Source organism: Streptomyces venezuelae (assembly GCF_008642355.1).
GTDB classification, from domain to species: domain Bacteria; phylum Actinomycetota; class Actinomycetes; order Streptomycetales; family Streptomycetaceae; genus Streptomyces; species Streptomyces venezuelae_B.
Window position 1 is genome coordinate 6,849,899 of the sequence record NZ_CP029193.1, and the last position, 21,755, is coordinate 6,871,653.

Sequence of the window (21,755 nt, forward strand, 5' to 3'; positions counted from 1 at the left end):
AGCGCAACCCATGAGTACCCGCACTCTGATCACCGGCGGCCTGGTCATCACGGCCTCCGACGAACTGCCCGTCGACGTCCTGGTGGAGGACGGCCGCGTCGCCGCGCTCGCCACCCGCGACAGCCACGGCTGGACGGCCGACCACGTGATCGACGCGTCCGGGAAGTACGTCATCCCGGGCGGCGTCGACGCCCACACCCACATGGAGATGCCGTTCGGCGGCACCCTCGCCGCCGACACCTTCGAGACCGGCACCCGCGCCGCGGCCTGGGGCGGCACGACGACCATCATCGACTTCGCGATCCAGCCCAAGGGCGGCACGCTCGCGGAGGGCCTCGACGCCTGGCACGAGAAGGCGGCCGGGCGGTGCGCCGTGGACTACGGCTTCCACATGATCATGTCGGACGTGAACGAGTCCTCGCTCAAGGAGATGGACACCCTCGTCTCCTCCGGCGTCACCTCGTTCAAGCTGTTCACCGCCTACCCCGGCGTCTTCTTCTCCGACGACGGGCAGATCCTCCGGGCGATGCAGCGCGCGGGCGCCAACGGCGGCCTCGTGATGGCGCACGCGGAGAACGGCCTCGCCATCGACGTCCTGGTGGAACAGGCCCTCGCGCGCGGCGAACGGGACCCCCGCCACCACGGAGAGGTCCGCAAGGCCCTCCTGGAGGCGGAGGCGACGCACCGGGTCATCCGGCTCAGCCAGGTGGCGGGCGCCCCGCTGTACGTGGTGCACGTGTCGGCGCAGGAAGCCGTCGCCGAGCTGACCCGGGCACGCGACGACGGCCTCCCGGTCTTCGGCGAGACGTGCCCGCAGTACCTCTTCCTGTCGACGGACAACCTCGCGGAGCCGGACTTCGAGGGCGCGAAGTACGTGTGCTCGACCCCACTGCGCCCCAAGGAGCACCAGGCGGTCCTGTGGCGGGGGCTGCGCACGAACGACCTCCAGGTGGTCTCCACGGACCACTGTCCGTTCTGCTTCAAGGGGCAGAAGGAGATGGGCCGCGAGGACTTCTCGAAGATCCCCAACGGCATGCCGGGCGTCGAGAACCGCATGGACCTGCTCCATCAGGCCGTCGTCGACGGGCACATCAGCCGGCGCCGCTGGATCGAGGTGGCCTGTGCGACGCCGGCCAGGATGTTCGGCCTGTACCCGAGGAAGGGCACGATCACGCCGGGCGCCGACGCCGACATCGTCATCTACGACCCGCACGCCGAACAGACCATGTCGGCGCGGACCCACCACATGAACGTGGACTACTCGGCCTACGAGGGCAAGCGGGTGACGGGGCGCGTGGAGACGGTGCTGTCCCGGGGCGTCCCCGTGATCGACCAACGCACGTACGCCGGGCGCGCGGGGCACGGGTCGTTCCTGGAGCGGGGGATCTGCCAGTACGTGTGAGGGACGCCGTGCGCGCTGATCCGTCGGCGGGTGACCGCAGTTCAGGGGCGGGTACCGGATGACCGGTCCCCGCCCCTTTCAACGTGCCTGATGCTGAGGCGACTTCACGCGATGTGACCCGGGTCACTTTGGGGGCCTCTTGGCTCGAAGGCGCCGCCCGTGTCACTATTTCTGCACGCCGACTCTGCCCAAAAACCGCCGCAAGGCCGTGGGTTGAGCGCCGAGGCCGCCGGTTGGTACAGGCGAGACCGACTCTCTGCTCGGTCCAGTACCGATACCCCATCGCATTCCATGCATGCCTGCCATGTCGCGGGCCATCACGCATGCCCTGATTGACGATCCTAAGCCGAACTGCTTGATGCGCTCCTGTTCGCAACAGACGCCAAGATCCAGTGGAGGAACAATGTCAGAGTTCGCCAATCTCGAAGAGCTGTACTCGATCATCGAGAAGACGGCTCGGCTGGTGGACGTCACCGCCTCGCGTGACAAGGTCTGGCCCATCCTCAACGCCTACGAGGACGTCGTCGGGCAGTCCGTCATCTCGTTCCGCGCCTCGACCGGCAGCAGTGCCGACGACCTCGACGCCCGCTTCACGATGCTCCCGAAGGGCTTCGACCCGTACGCCCGCGCTCTGGAGCACGGCCTCACCCCGAAGACGGACCACGCCGTCGGCAGCCTCCTGAAGGAGGTCCACGCCAACACCCCCATCACCAGCTGCGGCGTCGACTTCGGCGTCGCCGGGGGCTTCACGAAGACCTGGTCCTTCCCCAGCGCGGAGAACCTCATCAAGGTCTCCGACCTCGTCGAGCTCCCGTCGATCCCGGCCGCCGTCGGCGCCAACCTCGACTTCTTCAAGAAGTGGGGCATCGACGAGATGGTCAGCACCGTGGGCATCGACTACTCGAAGCGCACGATGAACCTGTACTTCGGCGGCGGCGTCGGCGACCGTGTGCCCGCCGAGGTCTTCGAGGAGAAGGGCGTCCGCGCGATCCTCGGCGAGCTCGGCCTCTCCGAGCCGAGCGAGGAGCTCCTGCGCTTCTGCGAGCGCTCCTTCGTCATCTACGTGACCCTGAACTGGGACTCCCCGGCCATCAACCGGTTCACGTACTCGGTCATGACGCCCGAGCCGCTGGGCCTGCCGATCTCGTTCGCCCCGACCTTCGAGCGCCTCATCAAGGAAGCGCCGTACGACACCACGGGCCGCAACTACGTCTACGGCATCGCGTCGACGCCGAAGGGCGAATACCACAAGATCGCCTCGTACTACCAGTGGCAGAAGCGCGTGGAGAAGCTCCTGCGTTCCGACTCCTGATCATCGGTCGCCCGTCGGGGTCCGAAGTGCGAGGGCCTGTGGAGAGGAAGTCCCCTTTCTCCCCGCAGGCCCTTTTCTCTGGAACGGCTCATTCATTCCTAGAAATCTGGATGATGCGATCTCCATGCGGAAAACACAAAGGGAGCTGAGTGCGTTGACGACACCGAGCTCAGCGGAAGGGGTGTCAGAAATCCGTCGCGCTCGTTCCGTCGGAATCGGTCGCGCCCACGCGAAGACCATTTTGCTGGGGGAGCACGCGGTCGTCTACGGCGCTCCCGCCCTCGCGCTCCCGGTGCCGCAGCTCGCGGTCACGGCGAGCGCCGGCTGGTCCGCACAGTCACCCGGCGACGCCGGCGACGTGTCGCTGACCATGACCGGTTCTGCCTCCCGGCCGGTGGCCACCCAAGCCTCCGACTGGCTCCGGCGACTCAGCGCCGAGTTCCGGACGACCATGAACGTCTCCGACGACGTACACCTCGACGTGATCCTGGACTGCGCCATCCCGCCCGGCCGCGGCCTCGGCTCCAGCGCCGCCTGCGCACGCGCCGTGGTGTTCGCGCTCGCCGACCTCTTCGACCGCGAGGTCACACCGCAGACCGCGTTCGACCTCGTGCAGACCGCCGAGAACGTGGCCCACGGCCGCGCGAGCGGCGTCGACGCCACCGCCGTCGGCGCACCGGGCCCCCTCCTCTTCCAGCAGGGCCGTTCCGAGGAACTCGCCATCGGATGCGAGGAGTTGTTCATCATCGCCGACAGCGGCGAGGTGGGCAGGACCAAGGACGCGGTCAGCATGCTCCGCGAAGGCTTCCAGCGCCACGCGGGAGCGCAGGAGAGCTTCGTACGCCGTGCCACGGACCTCACCGACGAGGCCCGGCACGCACTCGCCGACGGCAAGCCCGAGGAGCTCGGCACCCGCATGACGGAGTATCACGAGCTGCTCCGCGCCGCCGGACTGAGCACCGACCGCATCGACGCCCTCGTCGAAGGGGCGCTCTCCGCGGGCAGTCTCGGCGCCAAGATCACGGGTGGCGGCATGGGCGGCTGCGTGCTCGCGCTCACCCAGTCCGAGCAGGCGAGCGCGGTGACCCGGCGGCTGCACGAAGCCGGCGCCGAACAGACATGGGTCGTACCGCTGAGGGGATTTGCCGGCCATGGTCGCTGAACAACAGGCCACGGCGGTGCTGACCGCACCGACGGGCACCGCGGGAAGCGCGACCGCCGTCGCGCACCCGAACATCGCACTGATCAAGTACTGGGGCAAGCTCGACGAGCGGCTCATCCTGCCGCGCACCGACAGCCTCTCGATGACCCTGGACATCTTCCCGACCACCACCCGCGTGCGACGCAGCCCGGGAGCGGGTCACGACGAAGTGACGCTCGGGGGCAAGCCCGCGCAGGGCGAGGCCGAGCGGCGCATCGTCGCCTTCCTCGACCTGGTGCGCGAGCGCGCCGGAAGCACCGACCGCGCCGTCGTGGACACCGAGAACACCGTCCCCACCGGGGCGGGCCTCGCGTCGTCGGCGAGCGGCTTCGCCGCCCTGGCCGTCGCCGCGGCCACCGCCTACGGCCTCGACCTCGACGCCACCGCCCTCTCCCGCCTGGCCCGGCGCGGATCCGGGTCGGCGTCCCGCTCCCTCTTCGGGGACTTCGTCGTCTGGCACGCCGGACGCCACGACGCTCCCGAGGAGGAGGCGGACCTCAGCTCGTACGCCGAGCCGGTCCCCGCCGGGCCGCTCGACCCGGCCCTCGTCGTCGCCGTCGTCAACGCCGGACCCAAGGACGTGTCCAGCAGGGCGGCGATGCGCAGGACCGTCGACACCTCACCGCTCTTCGAACCGTGGGCCGTCTCCAGCAAGGACGACCTGACCGCCATGCGCGAGGCACTCGGCCGCGGCGACCTCGAAACGGTCGGCGAGATCGCGGAACGCAACGCGCTCGGCATGCACGCCACGATGCTGGCCGCCCGCCCCGCGGTGCGCTACATGTCGCCCGCCTCGCTCACCGTCCTCGACAGCGTCCTGCAGCTCAGACGGGACGGTGTCCTCGCCTACGCCACCATGGACGCCGGACCCAACGTGAAGGTGCTCTGCCGCAACGCGGACGCCGACCGGGTGGCCGGTGTCGTGCGCGGCGCCGCGCAGGGCGGTGCCATCCACATCGCCCGGCCCGGCCCCGGCGCCCGGCTGCTCACCGGGGACGGACGGTGACCGGACGGCCGACGACCGTCCGGCGCGCGCCGGGCAAACTCTTCGTCGCCGGGGAGTACGCGGTCGTGGAGCCGGGCAACCCGGCCATCCTCATCGCCGTCGACCGATACGTCACCGTCACCGTGTCCGACCCCGGCGGCCCCGGTGTCGTCCTCTCCTCCGACCTCGCCCCGCACCCGGCGCACTGCCGCTGGCGGGACGGACGGCTCGGCGGGACGGAGCCGCGGGACGAGCAACTGCTCCACGAGAGCTTCACCCACGTCGCCGCGGCCATCGAGACCGTCGGCCGACTGCTCGCCGAACGCGGCCTGCCCGCACCCGCGCTCGACGTGTCGGTCAGCAGCGAACTGCACGACAACGGCATCAAGTTCGGGTTCGGGTCCAGCGGCGCGGTCGTCGTGGCGACCGTCGCCGCCCTGGCGGCCCACTGCGGCCTCCACCTGACGCGCGACGCCCGCTACCGCCTCGCGATGCTCGCCACCGCGGGCCTCGAACCCAGAGCCTCCGGCGGCGACCTCGCCGCGGGCACCTGGGGCGGCTGGATCACCTACCGGGCCCCCGACCGGGCAGCCGTCCTCGACCTGGCCGGCCGGGCGGGCGTCGAAGAGGCGCTGCGCGTGCCCTGGCCCGGCCACGAGGTACGCGCGCTGCCGCGGCCCGCGGGCCTCGCACTGGAAGTCGGCTGGACCGGGACACCGGCTTCCACCTCGTCCCTCGTCTCCGGCCTCGACCGGCGGACATGGCGGGGCAGCGCATCGCACCAGAAGTTCGTGGAGACCAGCAACGACTTCGTGACGGCCGCCGTCGACGCCCTGGAGGGCGGCGACGGCGAGGGCCTGCTGCGGCAGATCCGGCGCGCCCGGCACGAGCTGGCCCGCCTCGACGACGAGGTCGGGCTCGGGATCTTCACGCCACGGCTGACCGCGCTGTGCGAGGCAGCCGAAGCCGTCGGCGGCGCCGCCAAGCCCTCCGGGGCGGGCGGCGGCGACTGCGGCATCGCGCTGCTCGACGCCGAAGCGGCACAGGACATCGCCAACGTACGGAACCGGTGGACCACGGCGGGCGTGCGGCCCTTGCCGATCCGTCCCGCCATGGAAGGGAACGCAGAATGATCTCTCAACGCAAGGACGACCACGTCCGGCTCGCTGTCGAGCACCAGCGCCAGCACAGCGGACACAACCAGTTCGACGAGGTGTCGTTCGTCCACCACGCGCTGGCCGGCATCGACCGGCCGGACGTGTCCCTGGCCACGACCTTCGCCGGCATCTCCTGGCCGGTGCCCCTCTACATCAACGCGATGACCGGCGGCAGCGTCAGCACCGGCATCATCAACCGTGACCTGGCCATCGCGGCCCGCGAGACCGGCGTCGCCGTCGCCTCCGGGTCCATGAGCGCGTACTTCAAGGACCCGTCCTGCGCCGACACGTTCAGCGTGCTCCGCAAGGAGAACCCCGACGGGTTCGTGCTCGCCAACGTCAACGCGACGGCCTCGGTCGACAAGGTGCAGCGCGCCATCGACCTCGTACAGGCGAACGCCCTGCAGATCCACATCAACACCGCGCAGGAAACACCGATGCCCGAGGGCGACCGGTCGTTCTCCTCCTGGGTCCCGCAGATCGAGAAGATCGCGGCGGCCGTCGAGGTCCCCGTCATCGTCAAGGAGGTCGGCAACGGCCTCAGCCGGGAGACCGTCCTGCTCATCGAGAGCCTCGGCGTGCAGATCGCCGACCTCGGCGGCCGCGGCGGCACGGACTTCGCCCGCATCGAGAACGGCCGGCGCGAACTCGGCGAGTACGCGTTCATGCACGGCTGGGGACAGTCCACCGCGGCCTGCCTCCTCGACACCCAGGACGTCGGCATCCCCGTCCTCGCCTCCGGCGGCGTGCGCAACGCCCTCGACGTCGCCCGCGCGCTGGCGCTCGGCGCGTCCGGCGTCGGCGCCTCCGGTGGATTCCTGCGCACCCTGAAGGACGAGGGCGTCTCCGCGCTGATCGCGCAGATCTCGACGTGGCTCGACCAGCTCGCCGCCCTGCAGACCATGCTCGGCGCGCGCACCCCCGCCGACCTGACGCGCTGCGACCTGCTCATCCGCGGTGAACTCCGTGACTTCTGCGCCGACCGAGGCATCGACACGGGACAGTTCGCGCAGCGCTCCCGCTCCGTCGAGGCCGCCCACCAGCTGACGGGGAGCACCCGATGACCGAGACCCACGCGATCGCCGGCGTCCCGATGCGGTGGGTCGGCCCGATCCGCATCTCCGGGAACGTCGCCACCACCGAGACCCACGTCCCCCTCGCCACCTACGAGACGCCGCTGTGGCCCTCCGTGGGCCGCGGCGCCAAGGTGTCCAGGCTCGTCCAGGAAGGCATCGTCGCCACGCTCGTCGACGAGCGGATGACCCGCTCGGTGCTCGTGGAGGCGACGGACGCGCAGACCGCCTACGTCGCCGCGCGGGCCATCGACGCGCGCATCGACGAGCTGCGCGAGGTGGTGCGCGGCTGCAGCAGGTTCGCCCAGCTGATCAACATCCGGCACGAGATCAACGCCAACCTGCTCTTCATCCGCTTCGAGTTCACCACCGGCGACGCCTCGGGCCACAACATGGCGACGCTCGCGTCCGACGCCCTCCTGAAGCACCTCCTGGAGACCATCCCCGGCATCTCCTACGGGTCGATCTCCGGCAACTACTGCACGGACAAGAAGGCCACCGCGATCAACGGCATCCTCGGCCGCGGCAAGAACGTGGTCACGGAACTCCTGATCCCGCGTGACATCGTCACCGACGTCCTGCACACGACGGCCGCCAAGGTCGTCCAGCTGAACATCCGCAAGAACATGCTCGGCACCCTGCTCGCCGGCGGCATCCGCTCGGCGAACGCCCACTACGCCAACATGCTCCTCGGCTTCTACCTGGCCACCGGCCAGGACGCGGCCAACATCGTCGAGGGCTCGCAGGGCGTCACCATGGCCGAGGACCGCGACGGCGACCTGTACTTCGCCTGCACCCTGCCGAACCTGATCGTCGGCACGGTCGGCAACGGCAAGGGCCTCGAATTCGTGGAGACCAACCTCGCCCGGCTCGGCTGCCGGGCCGACCGCGAGCCCGGCGAGAACGCCCGCCGTCTCGCGGTGATCGGGGCGGCGACGGTCCTGTGCGGTGAGCTCTCACTCCTCGCCGCGCAGACGAACCCCGGCGAACTGATGCGTGCACACGTCCAGTTGGAGCGCGGCAACAAGACGGAAAAGGTCGGTGTATAGGGCATGGCCAGTGACTCAGGCATAGGAATCCACGATCTGTCGTTCGCGACGACCGAGTTCGTGCTGCCGCACACGGCGCTCGCCGAGTACAACGGCACGGAGATCGGCAAGTACCACATCGGCATCGGCCAGGAGTCGATGAGCGTGCCGGCGGCCGACGAGGACATCGTCACGCTGGGCGCCGCCGCGGCGGCACCGATCATCGAGCGGCACGGCAGCGAGCGCATCCGCACGGTCGTCTTCGCCACCGAGTCGTCCATCGACCAGGCCAAGTCCGGCGGTGTGTACGTCCATTCGCTGCTCGGGCTGCCGTCGGCGGCACGCGTCGTCGAGCTGAAACAGGCCTGCTACGGCGCTACCGCCGGGCTCCAGTTCGCGCTGGGCCTGGTGGCCAGGGACCCCTCGCAGCAGGTCCTCGTGATCGCCAGCGACGTGTCCAAGTACGAACTGGACAGCCCCGGCGAGGCCACGCAGGGCGCGGCGGCCGTCGCGATGCTGGTCGGCGCCGACCCGCAGCTCATCAGGTTCGACGGCCCTTCCGGACTGTTCACCGCCGACGTCATGGACTTCTGGCGGCCCAACTACCGGGACGCCGCGCTCGTCGACGGGCAGGAGTCGATCTCCGCCTACCTCCAGGCCGTCGAGGGCTGCTGGAAGGACTACGCGGAGCAGGGCGGCCACTCCCTCGACGAGTTCGCCGCGTTCTGCTACCACCAGCCCTTCACCAAGATGGCGTACAAGGCCCACCGCCACCTGCTCGAGTACTGCGGCCACGACAGCGACAAGGACGCCGTCGAGCAGGCGCTGGGGCAGACCACGGCGTACAACCGGGTCATCGGCAACAGCTACACGGCGTCCGTGTACCTCGGCCTCGCCGCGCTGCTCGACCAGGCCGACGACCTGACCGGCCGCTCCATCGGCTTCCTCAGCTACGGCTCGGGCAGCGTCGCGGAGTTCTTCGCGGGCCAGGTCGTCCCCGGCTACCGCGACCGGCTGCGCACCGCCGAGCACCGGAAGGCCGTCGAGCGCCGCACGGTCCTCGACTACGCGGGCTACCGGGAGCTGCACGAGCGGAAGTTCCCCACCGACGGCGGGGACTACCCGACGCCGGTGCAGAGCGGCGGGCAGTTCCGTCTCGCAGCCCTGCGCGGCCACAAGCGCATCTACGAACGGCGGTAGGCGCATGACGGACATGGCGACCGACATCGCCGTTCTCGGCACCGGCCACTACGTGCCGGACCGCATCGTCTCCAATGACGAGGTCGGGGCGCCGGCCGGGGTCGAGGGCGAGTGGATCGTCCGCAAGACCGCGATCCGGGAGCGGCGGTGGGCCGCGCCGGACGAGGCCACATCGGACCTGGCGGTCAAGGCGGCGCGGGCCGCACTGGAGTCGGCGGGCATCACCGCGGCCCAGCTGTCCGTGATCGTGGTGGCCACGTCCACGCCGGACCGGCCGCAGCCGCCGACCGCGGTGTACGTGCAGCAGAAGCTGGGCGCGCTCGGCGCGGCCTCCTTCGACGTCAACGCGGTCTGCTCGGGCAGCATGTACGCCCTCTCGGTGGTCGAGGGCATGCTGGCGCGGCGGGGCGGCCACGCCCTGGTGATCGGCGCGGACGTGTACTCGCGGATCCTCGATCCCGCCGACCGCAAGACGGTCGTGCTGTTCGGCGACGGCGCCGGGGCCATGGTCCTCGGCGCGGGAACCGGCTCCACCGGGGCCCGGGTGCGGCATGTCGCGCTGCACACCTTCGGCGAGCTCGCGGACCTGATCCGGGTGCCCGCCGGAGGCAGCAGGCAACCCCCCGACCAGGCCGTCCTCGACGCGGGACTCCAGTACTTCGCGATGGACGGACGCGAAGTGCGCCGCTTCGTGCTCGAGCAACTGCCGCAGCTCACCAAGCAGTTCCTGCACGAGGCGGGAGTGGTGCCCGACGACATCGCGCACTTCGTCCCGCACCAGGCCAACGGTGTCATGCTCGACACGGTGATCGGGGACCTGTCCCTGTCCCGTGCCACCACGCACCTGACGCTGGAGCAGTACGGCAACACCGGCGCGGCCTCCATCCCGATCACGCTGGACACGGCGGCCCGCGAGGGCGCCTTCAGTCCCGGCGACCTGATCCTGATGGCGGGCTTCGGCGGCGGCATGGCCGCGGGACTCGCCCTCCTCGAATGGTGACCCGCACCTAGGGACTGCCCAGGCGGTCACCCGTGAACGGGCCGGGGAGCTCCACTTCCCCCGAGCGAGCTCCCCGGCCTGGCAGTACCCCGAGCTTTCACCCCGAACCTTTCGTCACCGCGAACCTTTCGTCACCGCGCCGCAGGAGGCACCGCGTGATCACGGAGAAGGAGCCCGGCACCGGCCTGGCCGCCCGAGTACCGGGATCCAAGAGTCTGACCAACCGGCTGCTGCTCCTCGCCGCCGCGGCCGACGGCACGAGCACCGTCCGCGCCCCGCTCGTGAGCGAGGACACGGTCGCCTTCCGCCAGGCACTCGACGTGTGCGGCATCCCGGTGCAGGCAGGGCCGGGGGACACGTTCTGGAAAGTGACCGGCACGGGACGCGGCCCCACCGGCTCCGCCCGCCCCTGGTGCGCCGACGCCGGAACCGCGGCCCGCTTCCTGCCCCCGTTCGCCGCCACCGGACACGGCACCTTCCTCTTCGACGGCTCGTCGCAACTGCGTGCCCGCCCGCAGCGCCCCCTCATCGAAGCGCTCCGCGCCCTGGGCGCCGACCTCGAACCGGGCCCCGGCAACGGACTCCCTCTGCTGCTCCGCGCCCGCGGCGTCGAGGGCGGCGACCTCTCCGTGGACTCCTCCCTGAGCAGCCAGTACCTCAGCGGCCTCCTGATGGCGGCCCCCCTCATGCGCCGCGGCCTGCGGATCCGCACCGGAGACCTGGTCAGCCGCCCCTACATCGACATGACCCTCGCCCTGATGCGGCGCTTCGGGGCCGACGTCGAGGAGAGCGCCGACGGCACCATCCGTGTCGCGCCACGGCCCTACGACGCCACCGACATCGTGGTCGAACCCGACGCGTCCTCCGCCTCGTACGTCTTCGCCGCGGCGGCCGTCACCGGAGGCACCGTCACCGTGCCCGGCCTCGGCACCGAAAGTCTCCAGGGCGACCTGCGCTTCGTCGACGTCCTGCGGCGGACCGGCGCCGACGTCCGCGTCGGCCCGACCGCCACCACCGTCACCGGCAACGGTCCGTTGCGGGGCGGCTTCACCGTCGACATGGGCGAGATCTCCGACACCTTCATGACCCTCGCGGCCATCGCGCCGCTCGCTGACGCCCCCATCACGATCACCGGCGTCGCCCACGCCCGGCTGAAGGAGTCCGACCGCGTCGCCGCGATGGCGGAGAACCTCCGCGCCTGCGGCATCGAGACCGCCGAGGGCCCCGACCGGCTCACCATCCACCCCGGGACGCCGCGCCCCGCCCGTATCGCCTGTCACCGCGACCACCGGATCGCGATGTCGTTCTCGGTCCTCGGGCTCGCCGTACCGGGCACGGTCTCGCTGGACGACCCGGACTGCGTGGCGAAGACGTTCCCCGAGTTCCACGACGAGATACGCCGCCTGTTCCAGGACAGTCCCTGAGTACCGATCCGCACCACGTCAGCACCACGGAGGAGCACCGTTGAGCAGGTTGCGTTGGCTGACCGCGGGGGAGTCGCACGGACCCGCGCTTGTCGCGACGTTGGAGGGTCTTCCCGCCGGCGTTCCGGTGACGACGGAGATGGTGGCGGATCATCTGGCGCGGCGGCGTCTTGGGTATGGCCGGGGTGCGCGGATGAAGTTCGAGCGTGATGAGGTCACGTTCTTGGGCGGGGTCCGGCACGGTTTGAGCATGGGTTCGCCGATCGCGGTGATGGTGGGCAATACGGAGTGGCCCAAGTGGGAGCAGGTGATGTCGGCCGATCCGGTGGATCCGGAAGTGCTGGCCGATCTCGCCCGTAATGCCCCGCTGACCCGGCCGCGTCCGGGGCACGCGGATCTGGCGGGCATGCAGAAGTACGGCTTCGACGAGGCGCGGCCGGTGCTTGAGCGGGCGTCGGCGCGGGAGACCGCGGCGCGGGTGGCGCTGGGTGCGGTGGCGCGGTCGTTTTTGAAGGAGACGGCCGGGATCGAGATTGTCTCGCATGTGACGGAGCTGGCGTCGGCCAAGGCCCCCTACGGCGTGTACCCGACCCCCGCGGATGTCGAGAAGCTGGACGCGGATCCGGTGCGGTGCCTGGATGCGGACGCGTCGAAGGCGATGGTCGCGGAGATCGATCAGGCTCACAAGGACGGCGACACCCTGGGCGGTGTCGTGGAGGTCCTCGCGTACGGGGTGCCGGTCGGGCTCGGCTCGCACGTGCACTGGGACCGTCGCCTGGACGCACGTCTGGCGGCGGCGCTCATGGGCATTCAGGCGATCAAGGGCGTGGAGGTTGGTGACGGCTTCGATCTGGCCCGCGTGCCGGGTTCGAAGGCGCATGACGAGATCGTCACGACCGAGGACGGCATCCGGCGTACCTCGGGCCGCTCCGGTGGTACGGAGGGTGGTCTGTCCACGGGTGAGCTGTTGCGGGTGCGGGCGGCGATGAAGCCGATCGCGACGGTGCCGCGGGCGTTGGCGACGATCGATGTGGCGACGGGTGAGGCGGCCAAGGCGCATCACCAGCGCTCGGATGTGTGTGCTGTGCCGGCGGCGGGGATCGTCGCGGAGGCGATGGTGGCGTTGGTGCTCGCGGATGCGGTCGCGGAGAAGTTCGGCGGGGACAGTGTTCCCGAGACGCGCCGCAACGTGCGGTCCTACCTCGACCACCTGCAGATCCGCTGAACCGGGTGGCCAACAGCCCTACTTGAGCCTGCCTTCGACGTACGAATGGAGGCGACCTCCGCAAGAGGCCGCCTCCACCAGGGGGCTCCGTCGCGCTCCACCCTGCTCTCTCCCGCTGAGCAGGCCGTGCGTCCCTGCGAAGCCGTTCCTACGTCAATACCCGCGCCGGACGGCGGTCACGCGGCCTCCTTGCGCTGCCGGTCCATGAGGTGCCGCAGGACGAGCCACTCGCGTACTTCCCACGCGTGCCCCGCGGAACACCGGATGCTGCCGTTCCCGGCCGCCGCACCGGGACCGTGGGGTGAGGCGTCGATCGTGCCCGTGCACCTGTCCACCACGCACTGCCGGGTGAGTGGGGTGCGGTCGCCCGATTCGGGGTCGATGACGCGGAGCAGCTCGGTCCGCAGGTCCCGGATCTCGGCCGCGAAATCCTCGGCCGGTGGCTGGGTCGTGAGCCACTCCAGATGGTGCAGCAGAAAACACGTCAGGTGCGGTACGGAACGGCCCGGGACCGTGACCCCGAGTTCATCCGCCACGTAACTCGCCCACGATTCCAGAATGGCGACGATATTGCCCCGTGCGTCGAGCGCGGAAACGTTCAAGTGGTCCCGCCTGCGGCTACCGGACACCTTGGTGGGATTACGCCGCCGGGACGTGGCCATGATGTGGTGCAGGCCTTCTTGATGGAGGCCGGGAAGCGCGCGCAGATCGCGCTCCAGCTTTCCGACGCAGGCGTCGCAGAGCAACGAGTGCCGCACGTCGGTCGTGTCACGTATCTCCGCTCTGTGGTTTTCCGGGCATGAATGGGTCTCCATGGGTTTTTGTCTCCTTGTAGTGGCTGGACGGCCCCTACGGGTCCGCCCCGGTCAAGTGGTTCTGTTGCGTGTGTCGTGCTGGATCCGGAACGTGACGAACTCGGCGGGCCGCAGGGCGGCGAGGCCGACGTCGAGGTTCACCCGGCCGTTCGCCACGTCCTCGGGGGTGTTGTTGGTGTCGTCGCAGACGACCTCGAAGGCCTCGGTCGGGGACGCGCCGGGCAGCGCGCCCTGCCGCCAGAGGCCCTTGAGGAAAGTCGTCGTCGACTGGCTCACGAGTGCGCGCAGTTGAGCCGAGTTGGTGTCGAACGCGGCCCAACGGGTGCCCTGTTCGAGGGAGGCGCGGGTGTAGTTCACCAGACGGCGCACGCCGAGTTCCGCCCAGTCGGCGTCGGTGGACAGCGTCCGCGCGCTGAGCACCCGCACGCCCTTCCCCTGGACGAACCGCAGGCAGTTGACCCCGTGTCCGGTGACCGACTCCCGCTCGTGCTCGGACAGGTCGCGCTCCTGCTTGACCACGCCCACCAGCGCGCCCACCGGAGTCGCGTGGACGCCCTGCTCCGTGTCGCCGCGGCAGCACATACCCGACACATGACCCGAAGGCGGCACCAGACGTTCGTGCCCGCCGACCTCGGTCACCGTGATCCACGGATAGTGCACGGCGACGAACCGGGCGTCGGGTTCCGCGAGCCCGAACGGCCGGTGGCGCACGTCGACGGGGTCGAGGCCCTGCCGGGTGTGCAGCAGCGCGACCCGGTGCCCCACGCGGCGGCAGTGCCCGGCGATCTCCCGGGCGACGCGGTCCGCGTCGTCCGCCACCCGCCACAGGTCCGGAGCGACCACGAGGCTGACCTCCGGCAGCCGCTCCAGCCTGGCCAGGGCGGACCGGTAGGCCGAGATCCGGTCCTGCTCCCTCTCTTCGCCGCCTGTCGCGGCTTCCCCCGTCCCCAGGACCCATGCTCCGCCGCCTCCGTTGCGGAAGTGGCCGAGCACGGCGTCGTGGATGTGGGACGGCGGTTCCCCCTCGTTCCTGCGGGGCGAGAACGCCTCGATGAACTCCAGCGGATGCCGTACGAAGGCGGGCTTGGCCGGCAGGCCGGGGGCGTCCCCGATGAAGGCGGCCACCGAGGTGTGCACGCCGTGGATGTAGGGCGCGCCGTGGCCCGCTCCGCCTGCGACGTCCGCCTCCCGGAGCCGGACTCCGGGCCCGAGGGGGCCGGTGGTGGTTGCTGTGCGCGGTTGATTCGGCTGCTGTTGTGGCATGCAGACTCCTCGGTCACGACGTGAGGGAGATCCGCGACCGGGTGGCGCGGACCGGAGCGGGCGGTCTTGAGCCCACTGGAGCTTCGGCCCGCTGGAGCTTCGGCCCGCCGGAACTTCAGCCTGCCGGAGTGAGCACCAAGGCGGAGGTTTCCATGGGCAGTTGGACAGACCGTTCGATGGACAGACCGGTGCGGGCCGCCAGCTCGCGGTACTCGCCGATGGAACGCTGATGACCGCCGTTGACGACCATCAGGTGGAGGTCCCACAGCGGGGCCAGCAGCCCGGCCCTGCCGTCCTGGACGACCATCTCGATGATCAGGAGGCGGGAGTGCGGGGCCATGGCCTCGCGTATGGAACGCAGGAGGCGTACGCAGTCCTCCTCCTGCCAGTCGCCGAGGACCCGGGACAGGAGATAGGTGTCGGCCTCGCGCGGGACCGGGGTGGTGAACATGTCCCCGGCGACGAGATCGGCGCGGTCGGCCCCCACGGTCTGTTCCAGGTGCGCTCGGGCGATGGGCATGGTGTGTTCGAGGTCGATCAGGGTCCCGCGTGCCTCGGGCGCGGCGCCGAGGACCGTGGCGAGCAGCTGGCCGCTGCCGCCCCCGATGTCGACGATGTGCCGGTCGGCGCCGAAGTCGATGTGCTGGGGGACCGCGTCGAAGGCGAAGTTCTTGGCCTGGGCCTTCATGGCCCGCTGGAAGCGCTCCGCGGCATCGGGGTCCTCGCCCAGATAGCCGACGAGGGACCGGCCGTACGCCTTCTCGAAACCCGTCCTGCCGGTACGGAACGTCTCGATCGACTCGCCCCAGGCCCGGTAGAACTCCTCGCCGTAGAGCAGGGAGACGTCGCGCAGCGAGCCGGGCCTGTCCCGCAGCATGTCGCCTACGTCGGTGTTGCGGTAGCCGTCGTTCTCGTCGCCGTCCACGACGCCGAGACGCAGCAGCAGACGCAGCAGTCGGCGGACGGCGTCCTCGTCCGCGCCCGCGGCCTTGGCGAGCTCGGCGGGTCCTGTGTGCCCCGCCTCGATCAGATCGGGCAGGCCCAGCTTGGCCGCCGCGTAGACGGCCTGGGTGTGCCAGGCGGCGGTGATGAGGTCGATGGTGGCGCGGGCTGCCGGTCGGGGGGTGCTCTCCGGGCTCATTGACCTGTCTTTCCTCGTACGGGTATGGGGGGGCGGTGTTGCCGGGTTCAGGAGGGGATCCAGTCGCGTTGGATGTGTGGGGTGTCGATGTTCAGGGCCCGCATGTGTTCGATGGGGTTGGTGTATTCGCGGCTGGCGGCGATGCGTCCGTTCTCCAGGGTGAAGCCGTGGATGAAGTGGTTGCGGTAGTGGCCCTCGGGATAGCCGGGGAAGCGGATGGTGCCCTCGCCCTCGCACTCCACCCAGATGACGGCCGGGTCCTGGGTCTCGTAGATCTGCACGTCGGACCACTGCCAGTCGGGCAGCACCTGCAGGGAGAGTTCGTTGTGCTTTTGCAGCCTGGCGTGGCCCTGGACGGTGATGGGGCGGCCGATGTCGGTGTTGAACAGGGCGGCGGTGCCGTCCTCGGTGTAGAGGGTGTAGCGGCGCAGCCGGGCCTCGCGCCCGGTCTCCATGTACTGCTCCACGGCCCGCCGGTTGCGGGCGCGCAGCTCGAGGTGGTTGGTGAACACCGGGGCGGCGGCGGGGGCGGTCATCGCATCTCCGAAGTACGGGTGGGGGCAGGGGGTCAGGGCTGCAGGCGGGTGGTGTCCCAGCCGCTGTCGGTGCGGTCGTAGCGCAGCCGTTCGTGCAGCCGGTCGGTGCCGTTCGCCCAGAACTCCACGGCGTCCGGCTCCAGGACAAAGGCCACGAACGTGTCGGGGCAGGGCAGCGCCCGCGGCGGCTCGCCCAGCTGCAGCGCCCTGGCCCGGATCTCTTCAAGGTGGTCCAGGTCGCGCAGCGGCTCGCTCTGCAGCGACACGCTCGACATGGGGTGGGTGAACACCGCGCGCGCCGCCCACAGTTCCTCCGCGGCGGCGCGCGGCAACTGGCGCACCGGCCCGGCCACGGTGATCTGCTGGCTGGTCTCGCGCCAGTACAGCACCCCCGACGCCCAGGGATTGGCGGCCAGTTCGCGGCCCTTCTGGCTGCCGGCGTGGGTGATGAACACGATCCCGCGGTCGGTGACCTGGTTGACGGCCAGGATGCGCGAGGAGGTGCGCCCCCGCGCATCGGCGGTGGCCAGGGCCAGGGCGCGCGGTTCGCGTACGCCCTGCTCGGTGGCCGTCTTCAGCCAGGCGGACAGCAGGCCCAGCGGCTCCGCGGGCGGCGTACGGAACTCGGGGAAGGCCACCTCGAGGGAGCCCGTCAGCGTCTCGGAACGCCGTACATCAGACATGGATCACTCCTTCGATCGTGACGACGCCGTGGCCCGAGACCTCGACGGAGTCGACGCGGTCGCCCTCGCCCTGGACCAGCGCGTTCATGGGGGAGGGGCGGCCGATCTCGATGCCCTGGGTGATCTCGATGCGCTGCCCGTACGAGGCGAGGCCGTGGCGGGCCGCGTGAATGGCGATGGGTCCCGCGACGGAGCCGGTGGCGGCGTCCTCCACGACTCCGTAGGCGGGCGAGAACATGCGGTTGCGCCAGGTCGTCCCGGAGCCGGCGATGCAGTTCGTCGCCATGTCGGGGAAGCTCGCGAGGGCGCGGTGGTCGGGGTCGACCTTCGACAGGGCCTCGAAGCTCTCGAAGCCGACCAGGACGTGCCGCGGGCCGTTGCGGTAGATCTCCACCGGCAGCGTCGACTCGCGGATGCCCAGGGCTTCGAGGAGTTCGTCGGCGCGGTCGAAGGGCTCCCAGACGGGCACCGGCTGGCGCATGCTCGTCGAGACGACCTTCCCGCCGACGCGCTGCAGCTCGAAGGGGATCTCACCCATGGCGGTCTCGATCCGCAGCCCGTCCGCGTCGGTGCGCTGCCCCAGCGCGATGGCGGTGCCCAGCAACGGGTGTCCGGCGAAGGGGAGTTCGTTGACCGGCGTGAAGATCCGCACGTGGAAGTCCCCGCCCTGCTTGGGCTTGAGGACGAACGTGGTCTCCGAGAGGTTCATCTCCCGGGCGATGCGTTGCATCTGCTCGGCGCTCAGGTCGTCGGCGTCGAAGAACACCGCGACCGGGTTGCCGGTGAGAGGCTCTCGGGCGAACGCGTCGACCACTACGTAGTTGTGCATCAGCTCTCCACTGTCGAGGTGCCGGGCCGGCGCTCGGGGGAGGACGCCGGCCCGGCGGTTCATGGGGTGGTGCGGAACGATGCCTACGATGCGCGATCGATCTTTGATCCAAACTGAATCCCGCTGGAATGGCGCGGAGCGCGTTCTGCGCACAGTGCTCCGGTCGGTCTTCCGGCGGGGTGCGCTCGCAGATTCAGCGATGAAGTCACGCTCAGACAAGAATGTATCGAGAGCCCCCGTTGGCCTGGGGTCGATCCTGCCTGACTGAACAAATCGAAGCAATAGTGTTTTGACGTTTTACTTCTGAACACAAGACGAAATGCGCCCGCGTGACGGCATGCTTGAACCGACCCTCGGTGCGCATTCAAGAATTACGAGGTCAGACCTCAAGGAAATTAAGCAACAAATATCCGGCGATCCGCTGTGGAGCGGCACGCGACGGGAATTCGGAATGAGTAATTCCCGTCGCGCGCGTCCGTCGCCGTCACAGGGCCACCGGCGCCTCCGTCCCACGCTCGGCGAGGCTCCGGAGGTACGTTCTGAGGCTGAACCCAGGCGCCGTGGCCTCCGTCGGCGTCAGATCCGTGCCCTGCGCCAGGAGGCGGCGTGCCGCGAGATGATCGGCGGGCCGGTTGACGGACTCGACCGCCTGCAGATCGTCGCCGCGGAAAAGGAGTACCGAGAAAGCGTCCGGATCGGTACCGAGGACGACCTCGGTCTCGTGCCCCTCGTTGAATCCCGCGATCTGCACGGTCGTGGTGAACTGATCGCTCCAGAACCAGGGCAGTTCGTCGTACGCGCGAGGCGATCCCGCGAGTCGGCCCGCGACCGCCTGCGCGTGCCCGACGGCATTCTGCACGGATTCGAGCCGCCGCCGACTGCCGGAGCGCGCCAGCGGGAATACCGCGCAGTCACCGATCGCCGAAATGTGCGGATCGGAGGTCCGCAGATGGGCGTCGACGGTGATGCCGCCGTCGACCTCGAGGCCGGCCGCCGCGGCCAGTTCCGTGCGCGGGGTGACGCCGACGCCGATCAGGACCAGGTCGGCGGGCAGCCTGCTGCCGTCCGCCAGCTCCACCGCCGTCACGTTCGAACGGCCGTCGCCGTGCAGGGCCTTGACGCCCCGCCCGAACAGCAGCTCCGTGCCGTTGCTCCGGTGCAGCCACGTGAAGTGCTCCGCGGTCGGCGCCGACACGACGCGGGCCAGCGGGCGGTCGAGCGCCTCGACGACCGTCACCTCGACGCCCGCCTCCCGCGCCACGGCGGCGAATTCGAGTCCGATGAACCCGGCCCCCACCACCACGGCGCGCCGCGCGCCGGTCAGCGACGACTGCAGCGCGACGGCGTCCTGCGCGGTGCGCAGGGTGTGCACGCCGCGCAGCTCCTTGCCCGGCACGTCGAGCGTGCGGGGCGTGGCGCCGGTGGCGAGGACGAGATGCCCGTAGGTGTAGGCGGAACCGTCGGCCAGCCGCACCGAGCGGGCGGCCGGGTCGATCTCCGTGACGGTGCCGGAGACCAGGTCGATCGACTGGCGTACGTAGTACGTCGCGGGGCGCAGCCACAGCATGGCCTCGTCCGCCTCGCCCTTGAGGTACGCCTTGGACAGCGGCGGACGCTCGTAGGGCAGCGCGTCCTCCGCGCTGATGAGCGTGATGGACCCTTCGTAGCCGTGCTCCCGCAGGGACGCCGCGGTCTGGTACCCGCCCTGTCCGGCGCCCACCACGACGACCGAGTCGGGCTGTGTGCGGTCCGTCATCAGTTCTGCCGTTCCGGGGTGTGGACGATGAGGCCGTCGAGGGCGTCGCTGGACTTGAGCTGGCAGCTCAGCCGGCTGTTGGGCTTGCGCGGGCACGCCGTGAAGTCGAGCATCTCGTCCTCGCGCTCCTTCGGCGGCTCCAGCTTGTCCAGCGTGGTCTCGTCCACGTAGACGTGGCAGGTCGCGCACTGCATGTTGCCGCCGCACTGGGCGACGATCCCGTCGATGTCGTTGAAGACGGCGCCGCGCATGACGCTCGTACCCTCGGGAACGTCGATCGTGGTCTGGTTGCCGTCGACGGCGACGTACGTGATTTTGGGCATGACGGAACTCCTTGATGGCATCCGGACGTGCGTGCGCGAGCGCGGGCCGTGGTGCGGATGGCCTGGCAAGTGGAAAACGGAAGGTGGAGACGGCGTGCCGACGGCCGGAGGGGGAACGCGGACACCCCTGTCGGCTCGCCATCACTCGCTGGCCGTCGGGACACGCGACGTCCTGGGCCAGGGCTGTGGCAGCGGTTGGAGAGTACCAAACCGATTCAGGCCGGGCCAGGACCCGCCGGGGGAGCGGGGGTTGACCCGGCCTTGACTCAGGCGTGACTCAAGGTTGACGTCCGCGTCCGCGGCGCTTGTCGGGCAGCCGGTGCGTCATGAAGGGCCTGCTGGTCGTGAACTCCCGGAACTTCACCGCGGCGTCGGACAGGTAGGTGTCGCGGCTCCACACCAGCGTGAGCACCCGGTGGCAGTCCGGCGCGTTCAAGTGCACCCAGGCCACGGGGACCTGGGAATCCGTGCCTGCCTGGCGGGAGATGGCCGGGATCAGGCCGATGCCGAGGCCCGCGCTGATCATGTCCTGGCTCGCGCCCGGCTCGTCGCCCTCGCAGGAGATCATCGGAGTGAGGCCCTCGGACGCGAAGAGGCGGTCCAGGAGCGTGCGTTGCCACTGGCCGATGCGGGTCGTCACGAACGGCTCGGTGGCGATCTCACGGATCGTCACGCTCTCCTGGCCGTCGAGCCAGTGACCGCGCGGGACCGCGAGCAGCACCTCCTCGCGGGCCAGCTCGATCATCTCCAGGTTCGTGCCGGTCAGCGGCTGCGACGCCACGCAGAAGTCGACCTCCCTGGCGCGCAGCTGGCGGTCCATCTCCTCCGCGTTCGACTGGAAGAGCCGCACGTCGGCGCGGGGGTACGCGGCCCGGAAGCTGCCGAGGAGATGCGTGATCGTCAGGAGGGTCTCGGAGGCGACGCTGACCCGGCCGAACGCCGTGTCCCGGGCGTCGCTCAGGACCCTGCGGGCGTCGTCGAGCTCGCTCAGGGCGCGGTCCACGTGGTGCAGGAACACCACGCCGTACTGATTCAGCCGGATGCGGCGGCCCTGCCGGTCGAAGAGGGGGGTGCCGAGCTCGGCCTCCAGGCGCGCGATGGTGCGGCTCAGGGAGGGCTGGGCGACGTGCAGCTCCTCCGCGGCACGGCTGATGTGCTCGTAACGGGCGACGGCCTGGAAGTAGCGCAACTGCAGAAGATCCATGATCCACCTTCACTTATGCCTTCCAGGGCATCATCACATGGCTGAACCGGTCTTGGATTGCATAAAGATTTCTCTCTACGGTTTTCATCGAGGTCACCGCACAGGTGGCGGGCAACGCGGCCCGGCACCTGCACACGCGAAGCGGCGGCCCCACCGTCCACCGTCCGAAACGACCGGCACACCGAACCCCCCAGCCGT

At 70.2% G+C, this 21,755-nt stretch carries 20 protein-coding genes; 11 read left to right on the plus strand and 9 right to left on the minus strand.

The window, feature by feature from the left end; all coding sequences use genetic code 11:
- The first annotated feature begins 10 nt into the window (after positions 1 to 10).
- The 11 genes from hydA to aroC all read left to right on the plus strand — a co-directional run bounded on the left by hydA (position 11) and on the right by aroC (position 13,007).
- Positions 11 to 1,402, plus strand: coding sequence for a dihydropyrimidinase (hydA, locus tag DEJ47_RS31360; RefSeq protein ID WP_150173936.1), 1,392 nt, complete (start codon positions 11 to 13; stop codon positions 1,400 to 1,402).
- A 403-nt stretch (positions 1,403 to 1,805) separates the two neighbouring features.
- Entirely contained in the window at positions 1,806 to 2,714 is a 909-nt protein-coding gene (locus DEJ47_RS31365) for an aromatic prenyltransferase (RefSeq protein ID WP_161236282.1), read from the plus strand.
- A gap of 124 nt (positions 2,715 to 2,838) precedes the next feature.
- Complete coding sequence (mvk, locus tag DEJ47_RS31370; protein WP_150173940.1) at positions 2,839 to 3,876, plus strand: mevalonate kinase; 1,038 nt, start codon at positions 2,839 to 2,841, stop codon at positions 3,874 to 3,876.
- Complete coding sequence (mvaD, locus tag DEJ47_RS31375; RefSeq protein WP_150173942.1) at positions 3,866 to 4,921, plus strand: diphosphomevalonate decarboxylase; 1,056 nt, start codon at positions 3,866 to 3,868, stop codon at positions 4,919 to 4,921. The genes mvk and mvaD overlap by 11 nt, the downstream gene beginning before the upstream one ends.
- Entirely contained in the window at positions 4,918 to 6,033 is a 1,116-nt protein-coding gene (locus DEJ47_RS31380; protein WP_150173944.1) for a phosphomevalonate kinase, read from the plus strand. The genes mvaD and DEJ47_RS31380 overlap by 4 nt, the downstream gene beginning before the upstream one ends.
- The gene (gene fni, locus DEJ47_RS31385; protein ID WP_150173946.1) at positions 6,030 to 7,121 is read left to right on the plus strand and encodes a type 2 isopentenyl-diphosphate Delta-isomerase; all 1,092 of its coding nucleotides are present in this window, start codon (positions 6,030 to 6,032) and stop codon (positions 7,119 to 7,121) included. The genes DEJ47_RS31380 and fni overlap by 4 nt, the downstream gene beginning before the upstream one ends.
- A complete protein-coding gene (locus DEJ47_RS31390) occupies positions 7,118 to 8,179 on the plus strand; it encodes a hydroxymethylglutaryl-CoA reductase (protein WP_150173948.1) in 1,062 nt (353 codons plus the stop codon). Before fni ends, DEJ47_RS31390 begins: the two co-directional genes overlap by 4 nt.
- 3 nt (positions 8,180 to 8,182) lie before the next feature.
- Complete coding sequence (locus tag DEJ47_RS31395) at positions 8,183 to 9,358, plus strand: hydroxymethylglutaryl-CoA synthase (protein WP_150173950.1); 1,176 nt, start codon at positions 8,183 to 8,185, stop codon at positions 9,356 to 9,358.
- Positions 9,359 to 9,362: 4 nt separating this feature from the next.
- A complete protein-coding gene (locus DEJ47_RS31400) occupies positions 9,363 to 10,358 on the plus strand; it encodes a 3-oxoacyl-ACP synthase III family protein (RefSeq protein ID WP_150173952.1) in 996 nt (331 codons plus the stop codon).
- A 155-nt stretch (positions 10,359 to 10,513) separates the two neighbouring features.
- Positions 10,514 to 11,782 (plus strand): 3-phosphoshikimate 1-carboxyvinyltransferase, encoded by a 1,269-nt coding sequence (gene aroA, locus DEJ47_RS31405; RefSeq protein WP_223828559.1) that lies wholly within the window; start codon positions 10,514 to 10,516, stop codon positions 11,780 to 11,782.
- 40 nt (positions 11,783 to 11,822) lie between these two features.
- Positions 11,823 to 13,007 carry a chorismate synthase gene (gene aroC / locus DEJ47_RS31410; protein ID WP_150173954.1) on the plus strand — a complete coding sequence of 395 codons (1,185 nt, stop codon included), beginning with the start codon at positions 11,823 to 11,825 and terminating at the stop codon, positions 13,005 to 13,007.
- A 176-nt stretch (positions 13,008 to 13,183) separates the two neighbouring features.
- Here the strand turns inward: aroC and DEJ47_RS31415 are convergent, their stop codons facing one another.
- The 9 genes from DEJ47_RS31415 to DEJ47_RS31455 all read right to left on the minus strand — a co-directional run bounded on the left by DEJ47_RS31415 (position 13,184) and on the right by DEJ47_RS31455 (position 21,557).
- Positions 13,184 to 13,822: a hypothetical protein gene (locus DEJ47_RS31415; protein WP_223828560.1), complete on the minus strand. Its 639-nt coding sequence runs from the start codon at positions 13,820 to 13,822 to the stop codon at positions 13,184 to 13,186.
- A gap of 51 nt (positions 13,823 to 13,873) precedes the next feature.
- A complete protein-coding gene (locus DEJ47_RS31420; RefSeq protein WP_150173956.1) occupies positions 13,874 to 15,085 on the minus strand; it encodes a phage tail sheath family protein in 1,212 nt (403 codons plus the stop codon).
- Positions 15,086 to 15,200: 115 nt separating this feature from the next.
- Complete coding sequence (locus tag DEJ47_RS31425) at positions 15,201 to 16,226, minus strand: methyltransferase (protein ID WP_150173958.1); 1,026 nt, start codon at positions 16,224 to 16,226, stop codon at positions 15,201 to 15,203.
- Between the two features lie 47 nt (positions 16,227 to 16,273).
- Positions 16,274 to 16,762: a PhzA/PhzB family protein gene (locus DEJ47_RS31430; RefSeq protein ID WP_150163945.1), complete on the minus strand. Its 489-nt coding sequence runs from the start codon at positions 16,760 to 16,762 to the stop codon at positions 16,274 to 16,276.
- A 32-nt stretch (positions 16,763 to 16,794) separates the two neighbouring features.
- Positions 16,795 to 17,445, minus strand: a complete 651-nt coding sequence (gene phzG, locus DEJ47_RS31435; protein WP_150163946.1) for a phenazine biosynthesis FMN-dependent oxidase PhzG — start codon at positions 17,443 to 17,445, stop codon at positions 16,795 to 16,797.
- A complete protein-coding gene (locus DEJ47_RS31440; RefSeq protein WP_150173960.1) occupies positions 17,438 to 18,274 on the minus strand; it encodes a PhzF family phenazine biosynthesis isomerase in 837 nt (278 codons plus the stop codon). Before DEJ47_RS31440 ends, phzG begins: the two co-directional genes overlap by 8 nt.
- A gap of 484 nt (positions 18,275 to 18,758) precedes the next feature.
- A complete protein-coding gene (locus tag DEJ47_RS31445; protein ID WP_150173962.1) occupies positions 18,759 to 20,030 on the minus strand; it encodes an NAD(P)/FAD-dependent oxidoreductase in 1,272 nt (423 codons plus the stop codon).
- Positions 20,030 to 20,353 carry a 2Fe-2S iron-sulfur cluster-binding protein gene (locus tag DEJ47_RS31450; protein ID WP_150173963.1) on the minus strand — a complete coding sequence of 108 codons (324 nt, stop codon included), beginning with the start codon at positions 20,351 to 20,353 and terminating at the stop codon, positions 20,030 to 20,032. The genes DEJ47_RS31445 and DEJ47_RS31450 overlap by 1 nt, the downstream gene beginning before the upstream one ends.
- A gap of 277 nt (positions 20,354 to 20,630) precedes the next feature.
- A complete protein-coding gene (locus tag DEJ47_RS31455) occupies positions 20,631 to 21,557 on the minus strand; it encodes a LysR family transcriptional regulator (protein WP_150173965.1) in 927 nt (308 codons plus the stop codon).
- Positions 21,558 to 21,755 lie beyond the last annotated feature (198 nt).